The organism is uncultured Escherichia sp. (genome assembly GCF_948475835.1).
In the GTDB taxonomy this organism is placed as follows: domain Bacteria; phylum Pseudomonadota; class Gammaproteobacteria; order Enterobacterales; family Enterobacteriaceae; genus ECMA0423.
Map to the genome: position 1 here is coordinate 1 of NZ_CAOLGM010000101.1, position 17476 is coordinate 17476.

Annotated in this window: 13 protein-coding genes and 4 pseudogenes; 4 read left to right on the forward strand and 13 right to left on the reverse strand. The window is 53.1% G+C overall.

The window, feature by feature from the left end; all coding sequences use genetic code 11:
- Together purN and purM are read right to left on the reverse strand one after the other, a co-directional pair.
- Positions 1-626 (reverse strand): phosphoribosylglycinamide formyltransferase (purN, locus tag QZF50_RS17495; protein ID WP_290388933.1); only part of this gene is annotated, 626 nt, incomplete at its 3' end.
- Positions 626-1663 (reverse strand): phosphoribosylformylglycinamidine cyclo-ligase, encoded by a 1038-nt coding sequence (gene purM, locus QZF50_RS17500; RefSeq protein WP_001295474.1) that lies wholly within the window; start codon positions 1661-1663, stop codon positions 626-628. The genes purM and purN, both read right to left, overlap by 1 nt.
- Before the next feature lie 324 nt (positions 1664-1987).
- Here purM and upp point away from each other — a divergent pair, with 324 nt between their 5' ends.
- The 3 genes from upp to QZF50_RS17515 all read left to right on the forward strand — a co-directional run bounded on the left by upp (position 1988) and on the right by QZF50_RS17515 (position 4785).
- On the forward strand, positions 1988-2614 hold the full coding sequence (gene upp / locus QZF50_RS17505) for a uracil phosphoribosyltransferase (protein ID WP_061892469.1): 627 nt from the start codon (positions 1988-1990) through the stop codon (positions 2612-2614).
- Between the two features lie 85 nt (positions 2615-2699).
- The gene (gene uraA, locus QZF50_RS17510; RefSeq protein ID WP_000198328.1) at positions 2700-3989 is read left to right on the forward strand and encodes a uracil permease; all 1290 of its coding nucleotides are present in this window, start codon (positions 2700-2702) and stop codon (positions 3987-3989) included.
- 94 nt (positions 3990-4083) lie between these two features.
- Positions 4084-4785, forward strand: coding sequence for a DnaA inactivator Hda (locus QZF50_RS17515; protein WP_001307333.1), 702 nt, complete (start codon positions 4084-4086; stop codon positions 4783-4785).
- A gap of 137 nt (positions 4786-4922) precedes the next feature.
- Here the strand turns inward: QZF50_RS17515 and arsC are convergent, their stop codons facing one another.
- Positions 4923-5282, reverse strand: coding sequence for an arsenate reductase (glutaredoxin) (arsC, locus tag QZF50_RS17520; RefSeq protein ID WP_000166449.1), 360 nt, complete (start codon positions 5280-5282; stop codon positions 4923-4925).
- A 20-nt stretch (positions 5283-5302) separates the two neighbouring features.
- Positions 5303-6766, reverse strand: a complete 1464-nt coding sequence (bepA, locus tag QZF50_RS17525) for a beta-barrel assembly-enhancing protease (protein ID WP_000489667.1) — start codon at positions 6764-6766, stop codon at positions 5303-5305.
- 212 nt (positions 6767-6978) lie between these two features.
- Here bepA and QZF50_RS17530 point away from each other — a divergent pair, with 212 nt between their 5' ends.
- On the forward strand, positions 6979-8040 hold the full coding sequence (locus QZF50_RS17530; protein ID WP_000892044.1) for an AI-2E family transporter: 1062 nt from the start codon (positions 6979-6981) through the stop codon (positions 8038-8040).
- 37 nt (positions 8041-8077) lie between these two features.
- Here QZF50_RS17530 and focB read toward each other — a convergent pair.
- The 9 genes and pseudogenes from focB to QZF50_RS17575 form a co-directional block, all read right to left on the reverse strand.
- Positions 8078-8925: pseudogene (focB, locus tag QZF50_RS17535) on the reverse strand (formate transporter FocB).
- Between the two features lie 21 nt (positions 8926-8946).
- The gene (hyfR, locus tag QZF50_RS17540; RefSeq protein WP_001251581.1) at positions 8947-10959 is read right to left on the reverse strand and encodes a DNA-binding transcriptional regulator HyfR; all 2013 of its coding nucleotides are present in this window, start codon (positions 10957-10959) and stop codon (positions 8947-8949) included.
- A gap of 29 nt (positions 10960-10988) precedes the next feature.
- Positions 10989-11402 (reverse strand): hydrogenase 4 assembly chaperone HyfJ, encoded by a 414-nt coding sequence (gene hyfJ / locus QZF50_RS17545; protein WP_001307332.1) that lies wholly within the window; start codon positions 11400-11402, stop codon positions 10989-10991.
- Positions 11395-12152, reverse strand: a pseudogene (hyfI, locus tag QZF50_RS17550) (hydrogenase 4 catalytic subunit HyfI). Before hyfI ends, hyfJ begins: the two are co-directional and overlap by 8 nt.
- On the reverse strand, positions 12149-12694 hold the full coding sequence (hyfH, locus tag QZF50_RS17555) for a hydrogenase 4 subunit H (protein WP_290388934.1): 546 nt from the start codon (positions 12692-12694) through the stop codon (positions 12149-12151). The pseudogene hyfI and the gene hyfH overlap by 4 nt, the downstream one beginning before the upstream one ends.
- 9 nt (positions 12695-12703) lie before the next feature.
- Positions 12704-14371, reverse strand: a complete 1668-nt coding sequence (hyfG, locus tag QZF50_RS17560) for a hydrogenase 4 catalytic subunit HyfG (protein WP_001102305.1) — start codon at positions 14369-14371, stop codon at positions 12704-12706.
- Positions 14361-15941 (reverse strand): annotated as a pseudogene (gene hyfF, locus QZF50_RS17565) (hydrogenase 4 subunit F). The gene hyfG and the pseudogene hyfF overlap by 11 nt, the downstream one beginning before the upstream one ends.
- 4 nt (positions 15942-15945) lie before the next feature.
- Positions 15946-16596, reverse strand: coding sequence for a hydrogenase 4 membrane subunit (gene hyfE / locus QZF50_RS17570; RefSeq protein ID WP_061892468.1), 651 nt, complete (start codon positions 16594-16596; stop codon positions 15946-15948).
- An 11-nt stretch (positions 16597-16607) separates the two neighbouring features.
- Positions 16608-17476 (reverse strand): annotated as a pseudogene (locus QZF50_RS17575) (proton-conducting transporter membrane subunit); the annotation flags it as partial.

A 17476-nucleotide genomic window follows, 5' to 3' on the forward strand; every position in this document is an offset into this window, starting at 1 on the left:
GCGTAGCCCTGCGGCGGCAGACGTTGACCATCCAGCCACGCGGCGTTTTCGTGCATTTTCAGACGACCATCGGCAAACCAGCTAATCACCAGTGGATAAATAGCGTGTTCCTGGGTTTGCTCGCGGGCGGTGATGTCATCTTCCGTATCACCAGCAAATACCGGGACTTTCGCCTGTAAAATAACCGGGCCACCGTCCAGTTCATCGGTGACGAAATGCACCGATGTACCGTGCTCTTCATCACCATTTTCCAGCGCCTGACGATGGGTGTGTAATCCGGGATATTTCGGCAGCAGAGAAGGGTGAATGTTCAGCAAACGCCCGGCATAGTGGGAGACAAACGCCGGGCTGAGAATGCGCATAAAACCAGCCAGCACGACCACATCGGGTGCGTACATGTCGATTTCATGAATCAACTCCCGGTCATAGGCCTCACGACTGTCAAACGCGCTGGCGATGAGCGTATGCGTTGCAATACCCGCCTGGCGGGCGCGTTCAAGGCCGAACGCGTCGGCCTTATTGCTGAAAACTGCCCGTACGGTGCCTTTAATTTTGTTGGTTTTACAGGCGTCAATAATTGCCTGTAAATTACTTCCGTTGCCGGAAATAAGCACCACAATATTCATTATTCGATAACCACGCGTTGTTCGGAATCAGAGGCTTTGATGATACCGATTTTCCACGCGTTTTCACCGTTGGCATTGAGTAGGGCGAGGGCTTTGTCCACTTCCGGAGCAGGCAGGGCAATAATCATCCCGACGCCGCAGTTGAAGGTGCGATACATTTCATGGCGCTCAACGTTACCTGCCGTTTGCAGCCAGTTGAACACTTCCGGCCACTGCCAGGAAGATTCATCAATCACTGCCTGGGTATTATCTGGCAATACGCGCGGAATGTTTTCCCAGAAGCCGCCGCCGGTCAGGTGCGCAATGGCATGCACATCGACCTTTTCAATCAACTCCAGCACTGACTTCACGTAAATGCGGGTCGGTGCCAGCAGATGATCGGCTAATGGCTTACCATCAAGTTCGGTGGTTTGCGGATCACAACCGCTGACTTCAAGAATTTTGCGCACCAGCGAATAGCCGTTCGAGTGCGGACCGCTGGAACCGAGTGCAATCAGCACATCGCCGTCGCTGACTTTAGAGCCGTCGATGATTTCTGATTTTTCTACCACGCCAACGCAGAAACCCGCGACATCGTAATCTTCACCGTGATACATCCCCGGCATTTCTGCCGTTTCGCCACCCACCAGTGAACAGCCCGATTGCAGACATCCTTCCGCAATGCCGCTGATCACCGCTGAAGCGGTATCAACATCCAGTTTTCCGGTTGCGTAATAGTCGAGGAAAAACAGCGGTTCTGCACCTTGCACCACCAGGTCATTAACGCACATGGCGACCAGATCAATACCAATGGTGTCGTGACGTTTTAAGTCCATTGCCAGACGCAGCTTGGTACCTACGCCGTCAGTGCCGGAAACCAGCACGGGTTCACGATATTTTTGCGGCAATGCACACAGCGCACCGAAGCCGCCCAGACCGCCCATCACTTCCGGACGACGCGTTTTCTTCACTACGCCTTTGATTCTTCCAACCAGAGCATTACCCGCGTCAATATCAACACCGGCATCTTTGTAGCTAAGAGAGGTTTTATCGGTCACTGCTTGGGTCCCCACGCGTTACTTGCGGTAGAAAAATAAAATTCGGCGCAATTCTAACAGGGAAAGCAAACGTTTGCGAGACTGCTTTACACAACCTTTTTGCACGTCTTTTCCCCAGACGCGCGGCGAAAGAAGACTTGTGCCAGGGTAAAGGTTAGTTTTCGGATGGAATAATCTTCTTTCATAACCATTTGAATATAAAATAACTTTATCTCAAACCGTTATCATTTTGACTAAAGTCAACGAAAAGAATATTGCCGCCTTGAAGAAAGGAGGTATAATCCGTCGATTTTTTTTGTGGCTGCCCCTCAAAGGAGAAAGAGTATGAAGATCGTGGAAGTCAAACACCCACTCGTCAAACACAAGCTGGGACTGATGCGTGAGCAAGATATCAGCACCAAGCGCTTTCGCGAACTCGCTTCCGAAGTGGGTAGCCTGCTGACTTACGAAGCGACCGCCGACCTCGAAACGGAAAAAGTAACTATCGAAGGCTGGAACGGCCCGGTAGAAATCGACCAGATCAAAGGTAAGAAAATTACCGTTGTGCCAATTCTGCGTGCGGGTCTTGGTATGATGGACGGTGTGCTGGAAAACGTTCCGAGCGCGCGCATCAGCGTTGTCGGTATGTACCGTAATGAAGAAAAGCTGGAGCCGGTACCGTACTTCCAGAAACTGGTTTCTAACATCGATGAGCGTATGGCGCTGATCGTTGACCCAATGCTGGCAACCGGCGGTTCCGTTATCGCGACCATCGACCTGCTGAAAAAAGCGGGCTGCAGCAGCATCAAAGTTCTGGTGCTGGTCGCTGCGCCAGAAGGTATCGCTGCGCTGGAAAAAGCGCACCCGGACGTCGAACTGTATACCGCATCGATTGATCAGGGACTGAACGAGCACGGATACATTATTCCGGGCCTCGGCGATGCCGGTGACAAAATCTTTGGTACGAAATAAAGAATAAAAATAATTAAAGCCGACTTTAAGAGTCGGCTTTTTTTTGAGTAAAGCGCCTATAACACATAATACAGAGGATAATACTATGACGCGCCGTGCTATCGGGGTGAGTGAAAGACCGCCACTTTTACAGACAATCCCGCTTAGTTTGCAACATTTGTTCGCCATGTTTGGTGCAACCGTCCTGGTGCCCGTCTTATTTCATATTAACCCGGCGACTGTACTGTTATTTAACGGTATTGGAACGCTGCTGTATCTCTTCATCTGTAAAGGGAAAATTCCGGCTTATCTTGGTTCCAGCTTTGCCTTTATTTCACCGGTATTGTTACTGTTGCCGTTAGGGTATGAAGTCGCGCTGGGCGGCTTTATTATGTGCGGCGTGCTGTTCTGCCTGGTTTCTTTTATCGTGAAGAAAGCGGGGACCGGCTGGCTGGACGTGCTGTTTCCACCTGCGGCAATGGGCGCAATCGTTGCCGTCATCGGTCTGGAGCTGGCGGGCGTAGCTGCCGGTATGGCGGGTTTACTCCCGGCTGAAGGGCAAACGCCAGACTCCAAAACCATCATCATCTCTATTACCACCCTGGCGGTCACGGTTTTAGGTTCCGTGCTGTTTCGTGGTTTCCTGGCAATTATCCCGATTTTAATTGGCGTGCTGGTGGGCTACGCGCTCTCTTTCGCAATGGGAATTGTCGATACCACGCCGATTATTAATGCTCACTGGTTTGCGCTGCCAACCCTCTATACGCCGCGCTTCGAGTGGTTTGCCATTCTGACTATTCTGCCAGCGGCGTTAGTGGTTATTGCCGAACACGTAGGGCACCTGGTAGTAACGGCTAATATCGTCAAAAAAGATCTGCTGCGCGATCCAGGTCTGCACCGTTCGATGTTTGCTAATGGCTTGTCGACCGTGATCTCCGGCTTCTTTGGCTCTACGCCAAATACCACTTACGGAGAAAACATTGGCGTGATGGCGATCACCCGTGTTTACAGTACCTGGGTTATCGGTGGGGCGGCGATTTTCGCTATCCTGCTTTCCTGTGTCGGTAAACTGGCTGCCGCTATCCAGATGATCCCATTGCCGGTGATGGGCGGCGTTTCGCTGCTGCTTTATGGTGTCATCGGTGCTTCCGGTATTCGTGTTTTGATCGAATCGAAAGTGGATTACAACAAAGCACAGAACCTGATCCTGACTTCCGTGATTTTGATCATCGGCGTCAGTGGCGCGAAGGTAAACATCGGCGCGGCGGAGTTAAAAGGTATGGCGCTGGCGACCATCGTCGGTATCGGCTTAAGTTTGATCTTCAAACTGATTAGTGTGCTGCGCCCTGAAGAAGTGGTGCTGGACGCAGAAGACGCGGATATAACAGACAAATAATGTACCGACCGGGCAGTGTTGCTGCCCGGTTCAAACATCATGGGATTCTGTGGTAAACTTCTCGCGATTTTGTGAAATCCTGGTTGAGGTATCTCTGAACACACCGGCACAGCTCTCTTTGCCACTTTATCTTCCTGACGACGAAACCTTTGCAAGTTTCTGGCCGGGGGATAACTCCTCTTTACTGGCTGCGCTGCAAAACGTGCTGCGTCAGGAACATAGCGGTTACATCTATCTCTGGGCACGCGAAGGCGCGGGGCGCAGCCATCTGCTGCACGCGGCTTGCGCGGAATTGTCGCAGCGTGGCGATGCGGTGGGCTATGTCCCGCTGGATAAACGCACCTGGTTTGTTCCGGAAGTGCTCGACGGTATGGAGCATTTGTCGCTGGTCTGTATCGACAACATTGAGTGTATTGCAGGCGATGAGTTGTGGGAGATGGCGATTTTCGATCTCTACAATCGAATTCTGGAATCGGGCAAAACACGATTGTTGATCACCGGCGATCGTCCACCGCGGCAGTTGAATCTGGGATTACCGGATCTCGCGTCGCGACTCGACTGGGGGCAGATCTACAAATTGCAGCCACTTTCTGATGAAGATAAGTTGCAGGCGCTACAGTTACGCGCGCGTTTGCGTGGTTTTGAACTGCCGGAAGATGTGGGGCGTTTCTTGCTGAAGCGGCTCGACAGAGAAATGCGCACGCTATTTATGACGTTGGATCAGTTGGATCGTGCGTCGATTACCGCGCAACGTAAGCTGACCATTCCGTTTGTGAAAGAAATTCTGAAGTTGTAGATAAGGTGTTTATTGTCGGATGCGGCGCGAACGTCTTATCCGAACTACGCGAAGTTAATCCATAGTATTCGTAGGCCGGATAAGACGTGGCAAGCGTCGCATCCGGCAATGTGCTTCAACTAGCGATGGAGCACATCTTAACCCACGATTTCCAGTACCTGCTCCGGTGGACGACCAATCCGCGCTTTGCCATTCGCGACCACAATCGGGCGCTCCATTAGCTTCGGATTATCCACCATTGCCTGAATCAGCGCCTCTTCGCTAAGCGAACTGTCAGCCAGGTTCAGTTCTTTATAAAGATCCTCTTTCTGGCGCATCAATTCACGGGCGCTATTCATCCCCAGCATTTTCAGCAAATCGCGCAGCGTTGCCGCATCGGCGGGTGTCTCAAGGTAGAGCACCACTTCTGGCTCCACGCCGTTTTCTTTCAGCAGGTTCAGCGTTTCCCGGCTCTTTGAACAGCGTGGGTTATGGTAGATTTTTACCTGTTTGGTCATTGTTCTTCCTTTAATGCGAATTACATCTTGGTATAAGGCTTAAAGCGTTCCTGCAGCTGGCGCAACTGGTCGATGCGCGCATCGTAACGCGCTTGTTGCAGGCTGCCTAATTTCACCTGCGAACTGGCGCTACTCAACAGCGAAATGGCCTGATCGAGTCGTCCGGCGAGCGCATAACCTTCTGCTCGCGCAGCCAGCTCCTGATCACGGTTATTTAGCGCGGCTTCCGCCTGTGCCAGCAAATCCCAGCCGTTGCTGTCATCTTTATTATTAAAGGTGTAGCGATTCAGAATATTGGCCGCTTCTTGTGGTTGACCGCCTTGCAGATAAGCGTTCGCCAGGTTGAGCTGCAACACCGGATTGGTGCGTAAATCGCGGGCATTTTTCAGGCGATTGATCGCTTCATTGGCTTTGTTTTGCCCAAGATCGATATCAGTAGCCAGATCGAGATACCATGCGTTGCCAGGTTCTGCCGCCAGTAACGGTTGCAGCGTTTTACGCGCCTCGTCGTATTTATTGGCTTCCATCGCCTGTAAAGCACGACCATATTGCGCTGCTCGTTGCTGACGAACGTTTCCTTTCGCCCATTCATCCAGCAAATCACTGGTGAGCTGGTTACGTCCGGAATTATACATCCCCAGTGTGCGCGCTTTCGCCAGATAGAAATCTTCCGACGACTGCACCACCATCGGGCGCATCTGATTAGCACGGTTGCGGGCATCTGCCAGACGACTTTCCGGCAACGGGTGAGTCAATAAAATTTCCGGCGGGCGCGAGGAGTAACGCGCCTGATCGAGTAATTTTTCGAGGAAGGTTGGCATCGCCTGCGGATCGAATCCCGAGCGTTGCAGCACCTGAATACCAATGCGGTCCGCTTCCTGTTCATTTTGCTGGGTGAAACTGATCATCCCCTGACGCGTTCCCGCCAGTGTACCGGTCAGCGCCGCCATCCCCGCCTGCGGACTGGCCATCGCCAGTAAAATAGAACCTAACGCGCCGACCCAGGTCAGCGGCGCGCTGCGCTGCTGATCTTCCATCGCTCGCGCCAGGTGACGTTGGGTGACGTGGGAGATTTCGTGCGCCATAACTGAAGCCAGTTGACTTTCGTTATCGGAATAACGGAACAGGGCAGAGTGCAGCACCACGTTGCCGCCAAAGAAAGCAAAGGCGTTAATTTCGTCGTTGTTGATCAGAAAAAAATGAAACGGTGTCTTAACCGAATTGGCATGCGAAACCAGACGCATCCCCAGCGAATTAATATATTGCGTTAACAGCGGGTCATTAATTAACGGCGCGCTGCCGCGTAGCTGGCGGACATAATAGTCGCCCATCTGCATTTCCTGACCAATGGAAAGCGTGCTTCCTGCGGAGGTTCCCATATCCGGCAAGGTGTCTGCGCTGTCGGCAAACGCCGGGGCTACCTGACCAATGGTCATAGCAGCAATGAGGGTTGCAACCAGGTTTTTTTTCAACTGCCTGAACATAACCTCTATCCTGTATTTCTGAAGATAGTCATTTGACCGATACTGTTAAATATCGTTCCCACCGCGCCGCCTTTGAGTGTAACGGCGAAGATTAGCCCACTCAAATGACTTTTCAGTTTCCTGAATCCGTCATAAAAAGCGAAGTCTTTTTTGTGACATTTCGATACAATTGCGGATCGCAATCCCGCTCTTGAGGTTCAGGGAAGGTCTTTATGCTCGAAATGTTGATGCAATGGTATCGCCGCCGTTTTAGCGACCCGGAAGCGATTGCCTTGCTGGTTATTTTAGTTGCCGGATTTGGCATTATCTTTTTCTTTAGTGGCCTGCTTGCTCCGTTGCTGGTGGCTATTGTGCTGGCCTATTTGCTGGAATGGCCAACCGTGCGCCTGCAATCTATTGGCTGCTCCCGCCGCTGGGCGACGTCGATTGTATTGGTGGTTTTTGTCGGTATATTGCTACTGATGGCGTTCGTGGTACTGCCTATCGCCTGGCAACAGGGCATCTACTTAATCCGCGATATGCCGGGGATGCTCAATAAGCTTTCTGACTTTGCCGCCACGTTGCCGCGCCGCTATCCGGCGTTAATGGACGCGGGCATTATTGATGCAATGGCCGAAAATATGCGCAGTCGGATGCTGACCATGGGCGATTCGGTGGTGAAAATTTCCCTCGCCTCGCTGGTCGGTTTGCTGACCATAGCCGTCTATCTGGTGCTGGTGCCATTGATGGTCTTCTTCCTGCTGAAAGACAAAGAGCAGATGCTGAACGCCGTTCGCCGGGTGCTGCCGCGTAACCGTGGGCTGGCAGGACAGGTGTGGAAGGAGATGAATCAACAAATCACCAACTATATCCGCGGCAAAGTGCTGGAGATGATCGTGGTAGGGATCGCCACCTGGCTGGGGTTCTTGCTCTTCGGGCTGAACTATTCGCTGCTGCTGGCGGTGCTGGTCGGCTTCTCGGTTCTTATTCCGTACATTGGCGCATTTGTGGTGACCATTCCGGTGGTTGGCGTGGCGCTATTCCAGTTTGGCGCAGGCACGGAATTCTGGAGCTGCTTCGCGGTGTATCTGATTATTCAGGCGCTGGACGGCAACCTGCTAGTACCGGTGTTGTTCTCCGAAGCGGTTAACCTGCATCCGCTGGTGATTATTTTATCGGTGGTGATCTTCGGTGGTTTGTGGGGATTCTGGGGCGTATTCTTCGCCATTCCATTGGCGACGCTGATCAAAGCCGTGATCCACGCCTGGCCCGATGGGCAAATCGCGCAAGAATAATCTTCAGCCCGACGAACTGTTTCGCCGGGCTGATTTTTCAGGATTCCTGACGTAAATAAATAGCCCGATAACAAATACTCACCAGCACTGCACCGCCGATAATATTACCCAGCATCACCGGGAGCAGATTGGCGGTAATAAAATGGCTGACCGTCAGTGCCGGAAAATTGTCTGCGCTACTGTGCGCCAGTTGCCGAAGGGGCGTGGGGCAAAATGGCGAATGGCAATGGCGAACGGAATCACAAACAAATTGGCGATACAGTGCTCAAAGCCACTGGCGACAAACAGGGTGATGGGCAAAATCATAGCGACGATTTTGTCGCATAATGAACGCCCGCAATAACTCATCCACAGCGCCAGGCAAACCATCAGATTGCACATAATGCCGAGGCTGACAGATTCAGTAAATGTATGATGCATTTTGCCCTCGGCGCAGTGTAAAACCGCGACTCCCCACATCGCGTTTTCACTCATCACCAGCCCGGAAAACCAGATTAACAAACTGAAACAGGCAATACCTGCCAGATTACCGCAGGCCACCAGAAGTGCGTTAATCAGCCAAGTTCGCCAACTAATAACGCCCCGACTTTTTGCCATCACCGTCATTACCGACGAGGTGAACAGGCTGGTGCCACAAACCGCCAGCAAAATAAAGCCGAGTGTAAAGCAAAGGCCGCCCACCAGATGGGTTAATGCCTGTGAAGACGGGGCATCGGCGATAACGGAAAGGTAAAAAGTAAATCCGATCGCCATAAACACGCCAGCGGACATCGCCATTAAAAAGACCGACACTTTACTGCGGGCAATTTTATGGGAGGCAATCCGTTCAGCGATTGCCGCTTTTCTGGCGCTCAACTGCAAGTCGAAAGAGAGTTTGTTTCTCATGCATACTCCTGCAAAAGCAGATTACAACACCTCGCGAACCGAGATCCCCAGACGCTGCATTCGTGACAGCAGCGTGGTGCGCTTCATCCCTAATCGTGTCGCCGCGCCACGGGGCCCGGCAACAATGCCATTGGTTTCTCGCAATACCTGAACAATGCGCTGACGTTCTTCTTCGTCATTCTCTGGCGTCGTCGGGTGCAGCAACTGCGCCATTGAACTGCGAAGCGCTGAATCTTCATTTAGCGTCGGCAGTAAACGGCTTTGTCGGACATTTAGATGTAAATTCAGATTGTTACCACGAGTCAACAGTACCGCCCGCTCAATCACGTTTTCCAGCTCGCGCACGTTGCCCGGCCAATCCCACGACATCAACTGGCGTAGCGCCTCGGTCGGGATTGCGTCAATTGCGCGATTCATATGGCGCGCCATTTTTTGCGTGAAATGCTTTGCTAAAAGAGGGATATCTTCCGGACGATCGCGTAGCGGCGGCAATTCCAGTGGGAAGACATTCAGGCGATAAAAGAGATCGCTGCGAAACTGGCGATCTTCAACCATTTGCCACAAATCACGGTTGGTGGCGGCAATGACTCTGACATTCACCGGGATCGTTCTACTCCCGCCGAGACGCTCAATCTCCCGCTCCTGCAATACGCGCAGCAATTTAGGCTGAAGTTCTAACGGCAGATCGCCAATTTCATCGAGAAACAACGTGCCGCCATCGGCAATTTCAAAACGACCACGATGGGTATTAATCGCACCAGTAAACGCCCCTTTGTCATGACCGAATAACTCACTTTCCAGAAGACTGGCGGGGATGGCAGCGCAGTTGATTTTGACCAGCGGCTTGTCGCGTCGCGGGCTAAGTTGATGGATCGCTCTGGCGATCACCTCTTTGCCAGTTCCGGTTTCACCGCAAATCAACACCGTACTGTCGCTCTTCGCCACAATATCTACCTGCTGGAGCAGGTCTTCCATTGCCTGGCTTTGATAGATAATGTCACCGACGCCCAGATTCGAAAGGAGCTGCTCGCTAAGCTGGTGGTTTTCTTGCTGCAAACTTTCCTGCAAATCGGTCATGCTACGCCAGGCATCGGCATTGCCAACGGCAATAGCGATGCGATCGGCTATGTGTTGTAGTAGCTGGCAGTTTTCCTCACTAAAGAGAGTGGAAGAGGTATGCGCCAGTAACAATGCACCCGGTGTATGGTTGCCAAAGGTAAGCGGTATCAGGAGCGCAGATTCGCAGCCGTTAGATGCAAGTAAGAGTAATAACGGGTCGCGTTGCCAGAGAAACAGATCGTCTGCACGGTGCGTCAAGGTCGGTTGTCGGGTTTGTAGCGTTTGTGTCAGCAATACACTGTCGCCAGGCATATTGCGTGGCAGACACGCACAATGTGAGGCAGAAAGATCGCTGCACCACAGGCTGAACTTCTCGTTCTTTCGATGATCGCCCAGTACCATACTGACTGAAGCCAGACCGAAAAAATGATGGATCTCACGAGCGACGTCAGCGATCAGATCGTCGAGATCAAGATGTGACAGCACTGCATTAGTAATATCAACCAGTACCCGATGATGATCGCGATCTTTCTCCAGCAAACGCAGCGCCACCTGCTGTTCTTCATCATTGAGCCATGATTGCAGAACCGGGGTGATTATCCGCGCCAGCCAGTTAAACAGTGTGCAATCCTGGGGAGTAAAACGGCTGCCGTGGGTACGAATAAAGCGTAGCTCCGCCATTCCACTACTGCCGAGAAGGACGGCGTGACGCGAATAATCGACCATCTCGCCCTGATACTCTGTTGTTGCCGTCACATCGCTGCCATCATCATGGTAGCGGTAATAGAAGTTGCTTTTGAGAACATGCAGTTCAATAAGTTGTACCGGGCTGAACGGCGGCGGCATCGGGATGAAGGCGCGTAATAAAGACGCCTTACCGTGTTTCTGTGCTAACCGCTCCGCGAGCATTCCGTTTACCGCTTCAATTGTTATTCCTTGTGGCGGGGCAAACATCGCCTCGTCTGACATAGCCATCAACAGTCCTTATTAATGAGAAATCCTTCTCACGCAATTTTTCTGGCCATCAGATAGATGGCCGGTTCCTGCACAATTTCATCCAACAGATGAATGAATTGAATGCTACGCGCCTGCCACACAGACGTCGCGTCATCCGCCAGTGGCGCGAATGCCCGGGTCAACAGGGCGGTGTGGCTGGCGTCAATAACAATCTCACCAAAATTCATCACCCCCAGCATCTTACGTCGGGCTTGCTCCTCTTCGACCTGGGCAAGCCAATCTTCGTATTCCGTCAGTGGGCAGGGGAAGGCGACATTCAGACAATCAATCACGCCAACGTGATGACCGATAGCCAGCGAGTAATACATTACCTGAGAGCTGTGTTCCGGCATCTCGTCGCTACTGGCGACAAACTTTTTTCGCAGCGTCCAGAAAACAATTTCCCCGCACTCTTCAGTCATGTAACCCCCGGAGTACGCGAAAGAGTTGCTGAACGATACTATTGAGACGTGGATCGTCGGCATCGCGCAACCAGGTGTTAACCCGATTTCCTGTAGGATCGTCGCTTAAATGGCGCAGGAGCCGATCGCAAATTTCTCGCCCCTGACGATAGCCCGCCAGCCGCCGCGCTTCTCGCTCAATGGCGATACGCTGTGATGGCGGGATCTGCGGCCACAACGGTTGCATAGTCACCCCGGTGGGATCGCGATAATCCACCGCGTGAATCTTCTGTTGCAGCAAACCGAGCGCCACGGCGAAACCGTGAATGGTGGCGGCCGGTGTTGGCGGGCAGCCGGGGATCCAAACATCAATGGGGACAATGGTGTCGCTGCCGCCCCAGACGCTGTAGAGATCGTGGAAAATCCGCCGCCGGCACCGCACGCGCCGTAGGAAACACAGATTTTATGATCGGGGGCAGACTCATACGCCCGAAGTGCAGGCATACGCATCGCCCGGGTGACTGCGCCTGTAAATAACAAAATATCGGCGTGACGCGGTGATGAAATAACCTTAATGCCAAAACGTTCTGCGTCGAATACTGGTGTGATGGCGGCAAAAATTTCGATTTCACAGGCGTTGCAGCCGCCGCAATCGACGCGATAAACGTAAGCCGAGCGACGGATATCCTGTAGCAAATGCTGCTTCATCTTTTGCGTTTGCTCGTCCAGCGTGATGGGCTGGCTGACATGTTGTGTAAGCACTGGACTCATAGCTGCTCCTTAGCCACCAGCGGTACATCTGTATCGTCGTTGAGCAGCGTCGCGCGTTGTTTGCACTCCGGGCAGACGCTCGCTTGCGCCCATAACATTTCGCGGTTTTGTGGCGCATTTTGTTGCTCTGCCAACAATTCAGCAGCCAGTGCGACGGTTTTTTGCTGGGCAAACGGGCGTTCGCAACGGCTGCAACGTTGTAGATGGAACGTCGCGCGGGTATAGAGATCGGCTTTATTGGTGACGGTCGGTTCAAAGTTATTGGTAAGCTGGATGGCTCTGGTCGGGCACACTTCTTCACAACGTCCGCAGTAAATACAACGCCTCAGATAGAGCTGCCAGGTGCGCGAATTTTGCTGGTCGTCGGTCTGGATAGTCAGCGCATTTGCCGGACAAGCACAGGCGCAGGCACCGCAGGCAATACATTGGCTGGGCATCAGGTCCGGTTTCCCGCGAAAGCCTGGGATGACCTCCAGTGGCGCGAAGGGATATTTCACCGTCGCGGTTCCGGCGCGCATAATAGTTTTCAGTAACTTCAGCATCTTCTGTCCTTACTTCAGCGGCGAACGGTTACGATCAATACCGTAGCGTTCGATCTCTTTATACGGCACGGTTTTTGACTGGCGCTTGCGCACATCTACCAGCGTCACACGGTCGGTACAGGAGTAGCAGGGATCAAGGCTACCGATAATCAGCGGTGCGTCAGAAACGGTATTGCCGCGCAGCATGTAACGCAACACCGGCCAGTTGGCGTAGGTGGCGGCACGGCAGCGCCAGCGGAACAATTTTTGGTTATCACCGAGCATGCTCCAGTGCACGTCTTCACCGCGTGGCGCTTCAACAAAGCCCAGCGCGAATGCGTGAGGTTTATAGCTAAAGCCTTCGGTCAGCAGTGGGGTATCCGGCATGTTGTCGAGGGCAAATTCCAGCATTGCCAGCGAATCAAACGTCTCTTTGACACGGACCATCACGCGGGAGAAAACATCGCCGCCGGTAAAGGTAAACAGTGTTTTTGGAATATTGCCGTAGTCGGCGTAGGGGTGATCAAAGCGCAAATCACGGGCGATTTGTCGGTCGAGAATGCCAATGCCCTGAGTGCGTTGTTCCATATTCGGCGTAGCAAGCAGCATCTCTACCAGCTCCGACACGTCGGCGCGCATCTCGCGCACCAGTTTCAGCGTTTGCAGACGTTGCTCTTTGAGAATATCGCGGCGAACACCACCAATCAGATTCAGACCGTAGGTTTTACGCGACCCGATCAGCAATTCCGCCATCGTCATCGACTTTTCCCGCACGCGGAAAAATTGCATAAAGCCGGTATCAAAACCAACGAAATGGCAGGAGAGGCCAAGGTTAAGCAAATGACTGTGTAGCCGTTCGACTTCCAGCAGAATCGAGCGAATAGTATGTGCTCGTTGCGGCACCTCAATCCCCAGTGCATTTTCAACCGAGTTGGTATAGGCCACACTGTGGGCAAAACCGCAAATCCCACACACGCGGTCCGATAAGAAGGTCACTTCGTTGTAGCCCATCCGCGTTTCTGCCAGTTTCTCCATGCCGCGATGGACATAAAACAGGCGGTAATCAGCATCGACAATTTGCTCGCCATCCACAAACAAGCGGAAGTGACCCAGTTCATCGGAGGTGATATGCAGCGGGCCGACAGGGATCACCTGCGCATCGCTGTTGCCCTCATTGATAAACGGATACGTTTCGGAATCAGTCGTCGGTTCAGGGCGCAGTCGATAATCCATCGCATCTTTGCGCAGCGGATGCATATCTTCCGGCCAGTCATCGGGCAACACCAGGCGACGCTGATCCGGCAGGCCAACCGGAATCAGCCCGTACATATCGCGAATTTCTCGCTCGCCCCAGACCGCGGCAGGGACGCGCGGTGTGACTGACGGAAACTCCCGACTGTCGGCATCGACCAGTGCCTTCACCACGATCCAGCATTTTTCGGCCCCTTCCATTGAAAGGGCATAATAAACCGCGTAATGACCGTTAAGTGTCCGCTCGTCGTTGCCAAACAGGACTGGAAGCCAGCCATCATGTTGATAATAAAGATAATGTACAACGTCAGGCAGCAGATTGATTTTCACCGTAATGGTGACCTGTTCAGGCGTTTGTCGCTCTTCATCCAGCACCGCGCCGGGGAACTGCGTTTTCAGGGCGGCGAGAATCGCTTCGCCACGATTTGACGATGAATTAACGTTCACTGTGTTTCTCCGAAACAGATGCGGTGCCTGAAGGCAAAAAATCATGCCAGGTGCTACGTTGTGCAGGCAGGTCGTGCGTCCCTGAGAGGACTATAGTGGAAGCGCCCGCCAGGATCCTGATGACAGGTTGTGGAATATGCGTTCCCATCGCCAGCATCATGACCAGCAGAATCACCATTGGCGAGGTGGTCAACCAGCCGAGATCACCCCGGTTAACGGCCTGCGGCGGTTTCGCCATTAACACCCGCGCTGCCATCCGTACCAGGCCCGCCAGCACCAGCGTTAACAGCAATAACAGCAGGACGATAATCAGCAGGTGATTACGTGCCAGTCCGGCGGTAATGGTCATAAATTCGCTAAGAAAAATGTTGAAGGGCGGCATCCCTGCCAGCGCCAGCGCACCGCCGCCAAACAGCACGGCGGTAAATGGCATGATTTTGAGCATCCCACAGACGACGTTGAGATCGCGCGTGCCGTACTTGAGCAGTACATTGCCGGAACCGCAGAACAGCAGCGTTTTTGCCAGACTGTGGTTTAAGGTGTGCAGCAGCGCGGCAAAAATTCCCAGTGGCCCGCCAATGCCTAGCGCCACCGCGACCAGTCCCATGTTCTCCACGCTGGAGTACGCCAGCAGACGCTTAATGTCCCGCTGTACCAGAATGAAAAATGCCGCCACGGCAACCGACAACATGCCGAAGATGAGCAACAACCGGTTGGGGAAATCGCTGCCGATGGCCTGGCAGATAATGATGTAATAGCGAATTAGCACCAACAGCGCGCAGTTCAGCAATACGGCGGAGAGCAGGGCGCTGACCGGACTCGGTGCTTCACTGTGAGCATCCGGCAGCCAGGCGTGCATGGGAAATAGCCCGGTTTTGGTGCCAAAGCCAATTAGCACAAACACAAAGGCCAACAGCATTAATGTTGGGTCAAGCAAGGACGATTGCTTAAGAACCTCGCTCCAGAATATCGCCATTTCTGCCTGCGGCATAACGCTGGCGACGTTGGCGTATACCAGCACGGTACCGAACAGACCAAAAGCGACACCAACAGTACAAATAATGATGTACTTCCATGCTGCTTCCAGCGATGAACGCTGACCGTAAATGCCTACCAGAAACGCCGAGCTTAAGGTGGTGGCTTCGATCGCCGCCCACATCACAATCAGGTTATTGCTGGTAACAACCAGCAGCATGGTAAACTAAAACAGATGGAAGAAACCGTAGTAATCGCACAGCGTAACGGGGGAAAGCTCGCCGTGTGCCACTTCATGACGCATGTAGCCAATCGAGTAAACACCGGTGAGAAAGCCAATCACACCAAGAATGGCGAGGAACAAACCGCCCAGACCATCAATATGAAGCCACAGTCCCGCAGCGAATATTTCTCCTGCATCAGCGGCAGTTTGGACCACCCAGAGTGCCAGAATCAGCAGCAGTGTGATCCCTAAGCTATGTAATACAGTCACCGTACAAGTCGCAGAGAGCCCCCGTTTCCGGCAGGCAAAACAGAGCAGCGAAAAAAGCAGCGGCGTGAGCAGGAGTAAAGCGAACATCACAGAATAACTCATCTCATTATCCCTTCAGCGCGGTCAAGTTGTTCACGTCCAGCGTGCCGTGGGTACGCCATATTTTTCTTGCCAGTAACATCATCACAATGACGGCGAAGATGGCGTCGGTAGCGATACCTATTTCCACCAGTTCCGGTGCTCGCCAGGCAAGAAGCGCCAGCACCAGATGGGAGCCGTTTTCCATCAGGCAGTAACCAAAAATTTGCCGCAGGATATTGCGCTGGCTGACAATGCACAGCAGGCCAAGCAGAAAATGACCTAACGCTACCGCCAGCGCCGGTTTCAGCCCGGTAGCCATCGGTAGCTTCACGGGCTGAACGACAAATGCGCAAAGCAGGACAATTAACGCCGCGAGCAGTGCCATCATTGCCGGACCGAATAACGCTTTTTCCGGGATGTTCTGGGGAATATTTCGTGCAGCGTAAGTCATGATTAACGGTACCAGCAGCACTTTGGTGATAAAGGCGCTGGCGGACCAGATCAGCAGTTGCTCTGCGGCGAACAGGCACGAGAGAGTGGCGAAAATAGACACCAGCACCAGCGACTGGCAGGCGTAAAATCCGCATGACAGGCGATAGCTTTTGACGCTAATCACAAACAGCGATGTCAGCATCATCAGTCCCGCCAGATTATTTACGATCATAGAACCGGTCATTCATCATCTCCTTACTGCAACCAGGTCGCGGCGATTACGCTGGAAATCAGCGACATCACAATCAGTACAATCAACACCAGGCGCATTGACCCTGGCAGCGGTGCGGCATCGGCGACGGCCTCGCTCGGTTTGCCAGGCACAACGCGACCAAACCAGCGAATAAACCAGGCGAAACTGGCGACCGATTCAATCATCAGCAGAATCATGGCGGGCAGCAGGATCCAGTACTCCACTGACAACGCAAAACCGGCAGCAAACAGCGGGAATTTACTGAAGAAGCCGTTGAACGGCGGCACGCCGGTAATCGCCAGCGCTGCCACGCAGAAACCCACGCCTGGCAACGGCAGGGTGTGCAATACGCCACGCAGACGCGGCAACAAGCGCGTGCCGCAGCTGTAACTCAGCGCACCTGCTACAAGGAAAAACAGGCTTTTAGCGAACGCGTGGTTGACGATGTAGGCGATGCTGCCCTCCAGTGCCAGCCGCCCACTTTCACCATCGATGCGGCGTGGAGATAGGCGCTGATCGGTGTTGGCGCTTCCATTGCGTCCGGTAGCCACGCTTGCATCGGTAGCTGGGCCGATTTCCCCCACGCGGCAAACAGGATGCCGCCATAAACCAGATAACGTGCGTCGCCATGTAACTCGCTCATCGCGCTAAGCACAAACGTTCCGGTCTGCAAAAACAGCGTGGCGGCGGCAAGATACAACCCCAACGAACCGATATGGGTGATAAGCAACGCTTTTAGTGCTGAACGCTGCGCTTTATCGCTCTGGTAATAACTGATCAACGCCCAGGAGCAGCCGCCCGTAATTTCAAAAAACAACAACTGACCGAGCAGCGTCGAGGAGAGTACCAGTCCCGCCATCGCGCCGATAAA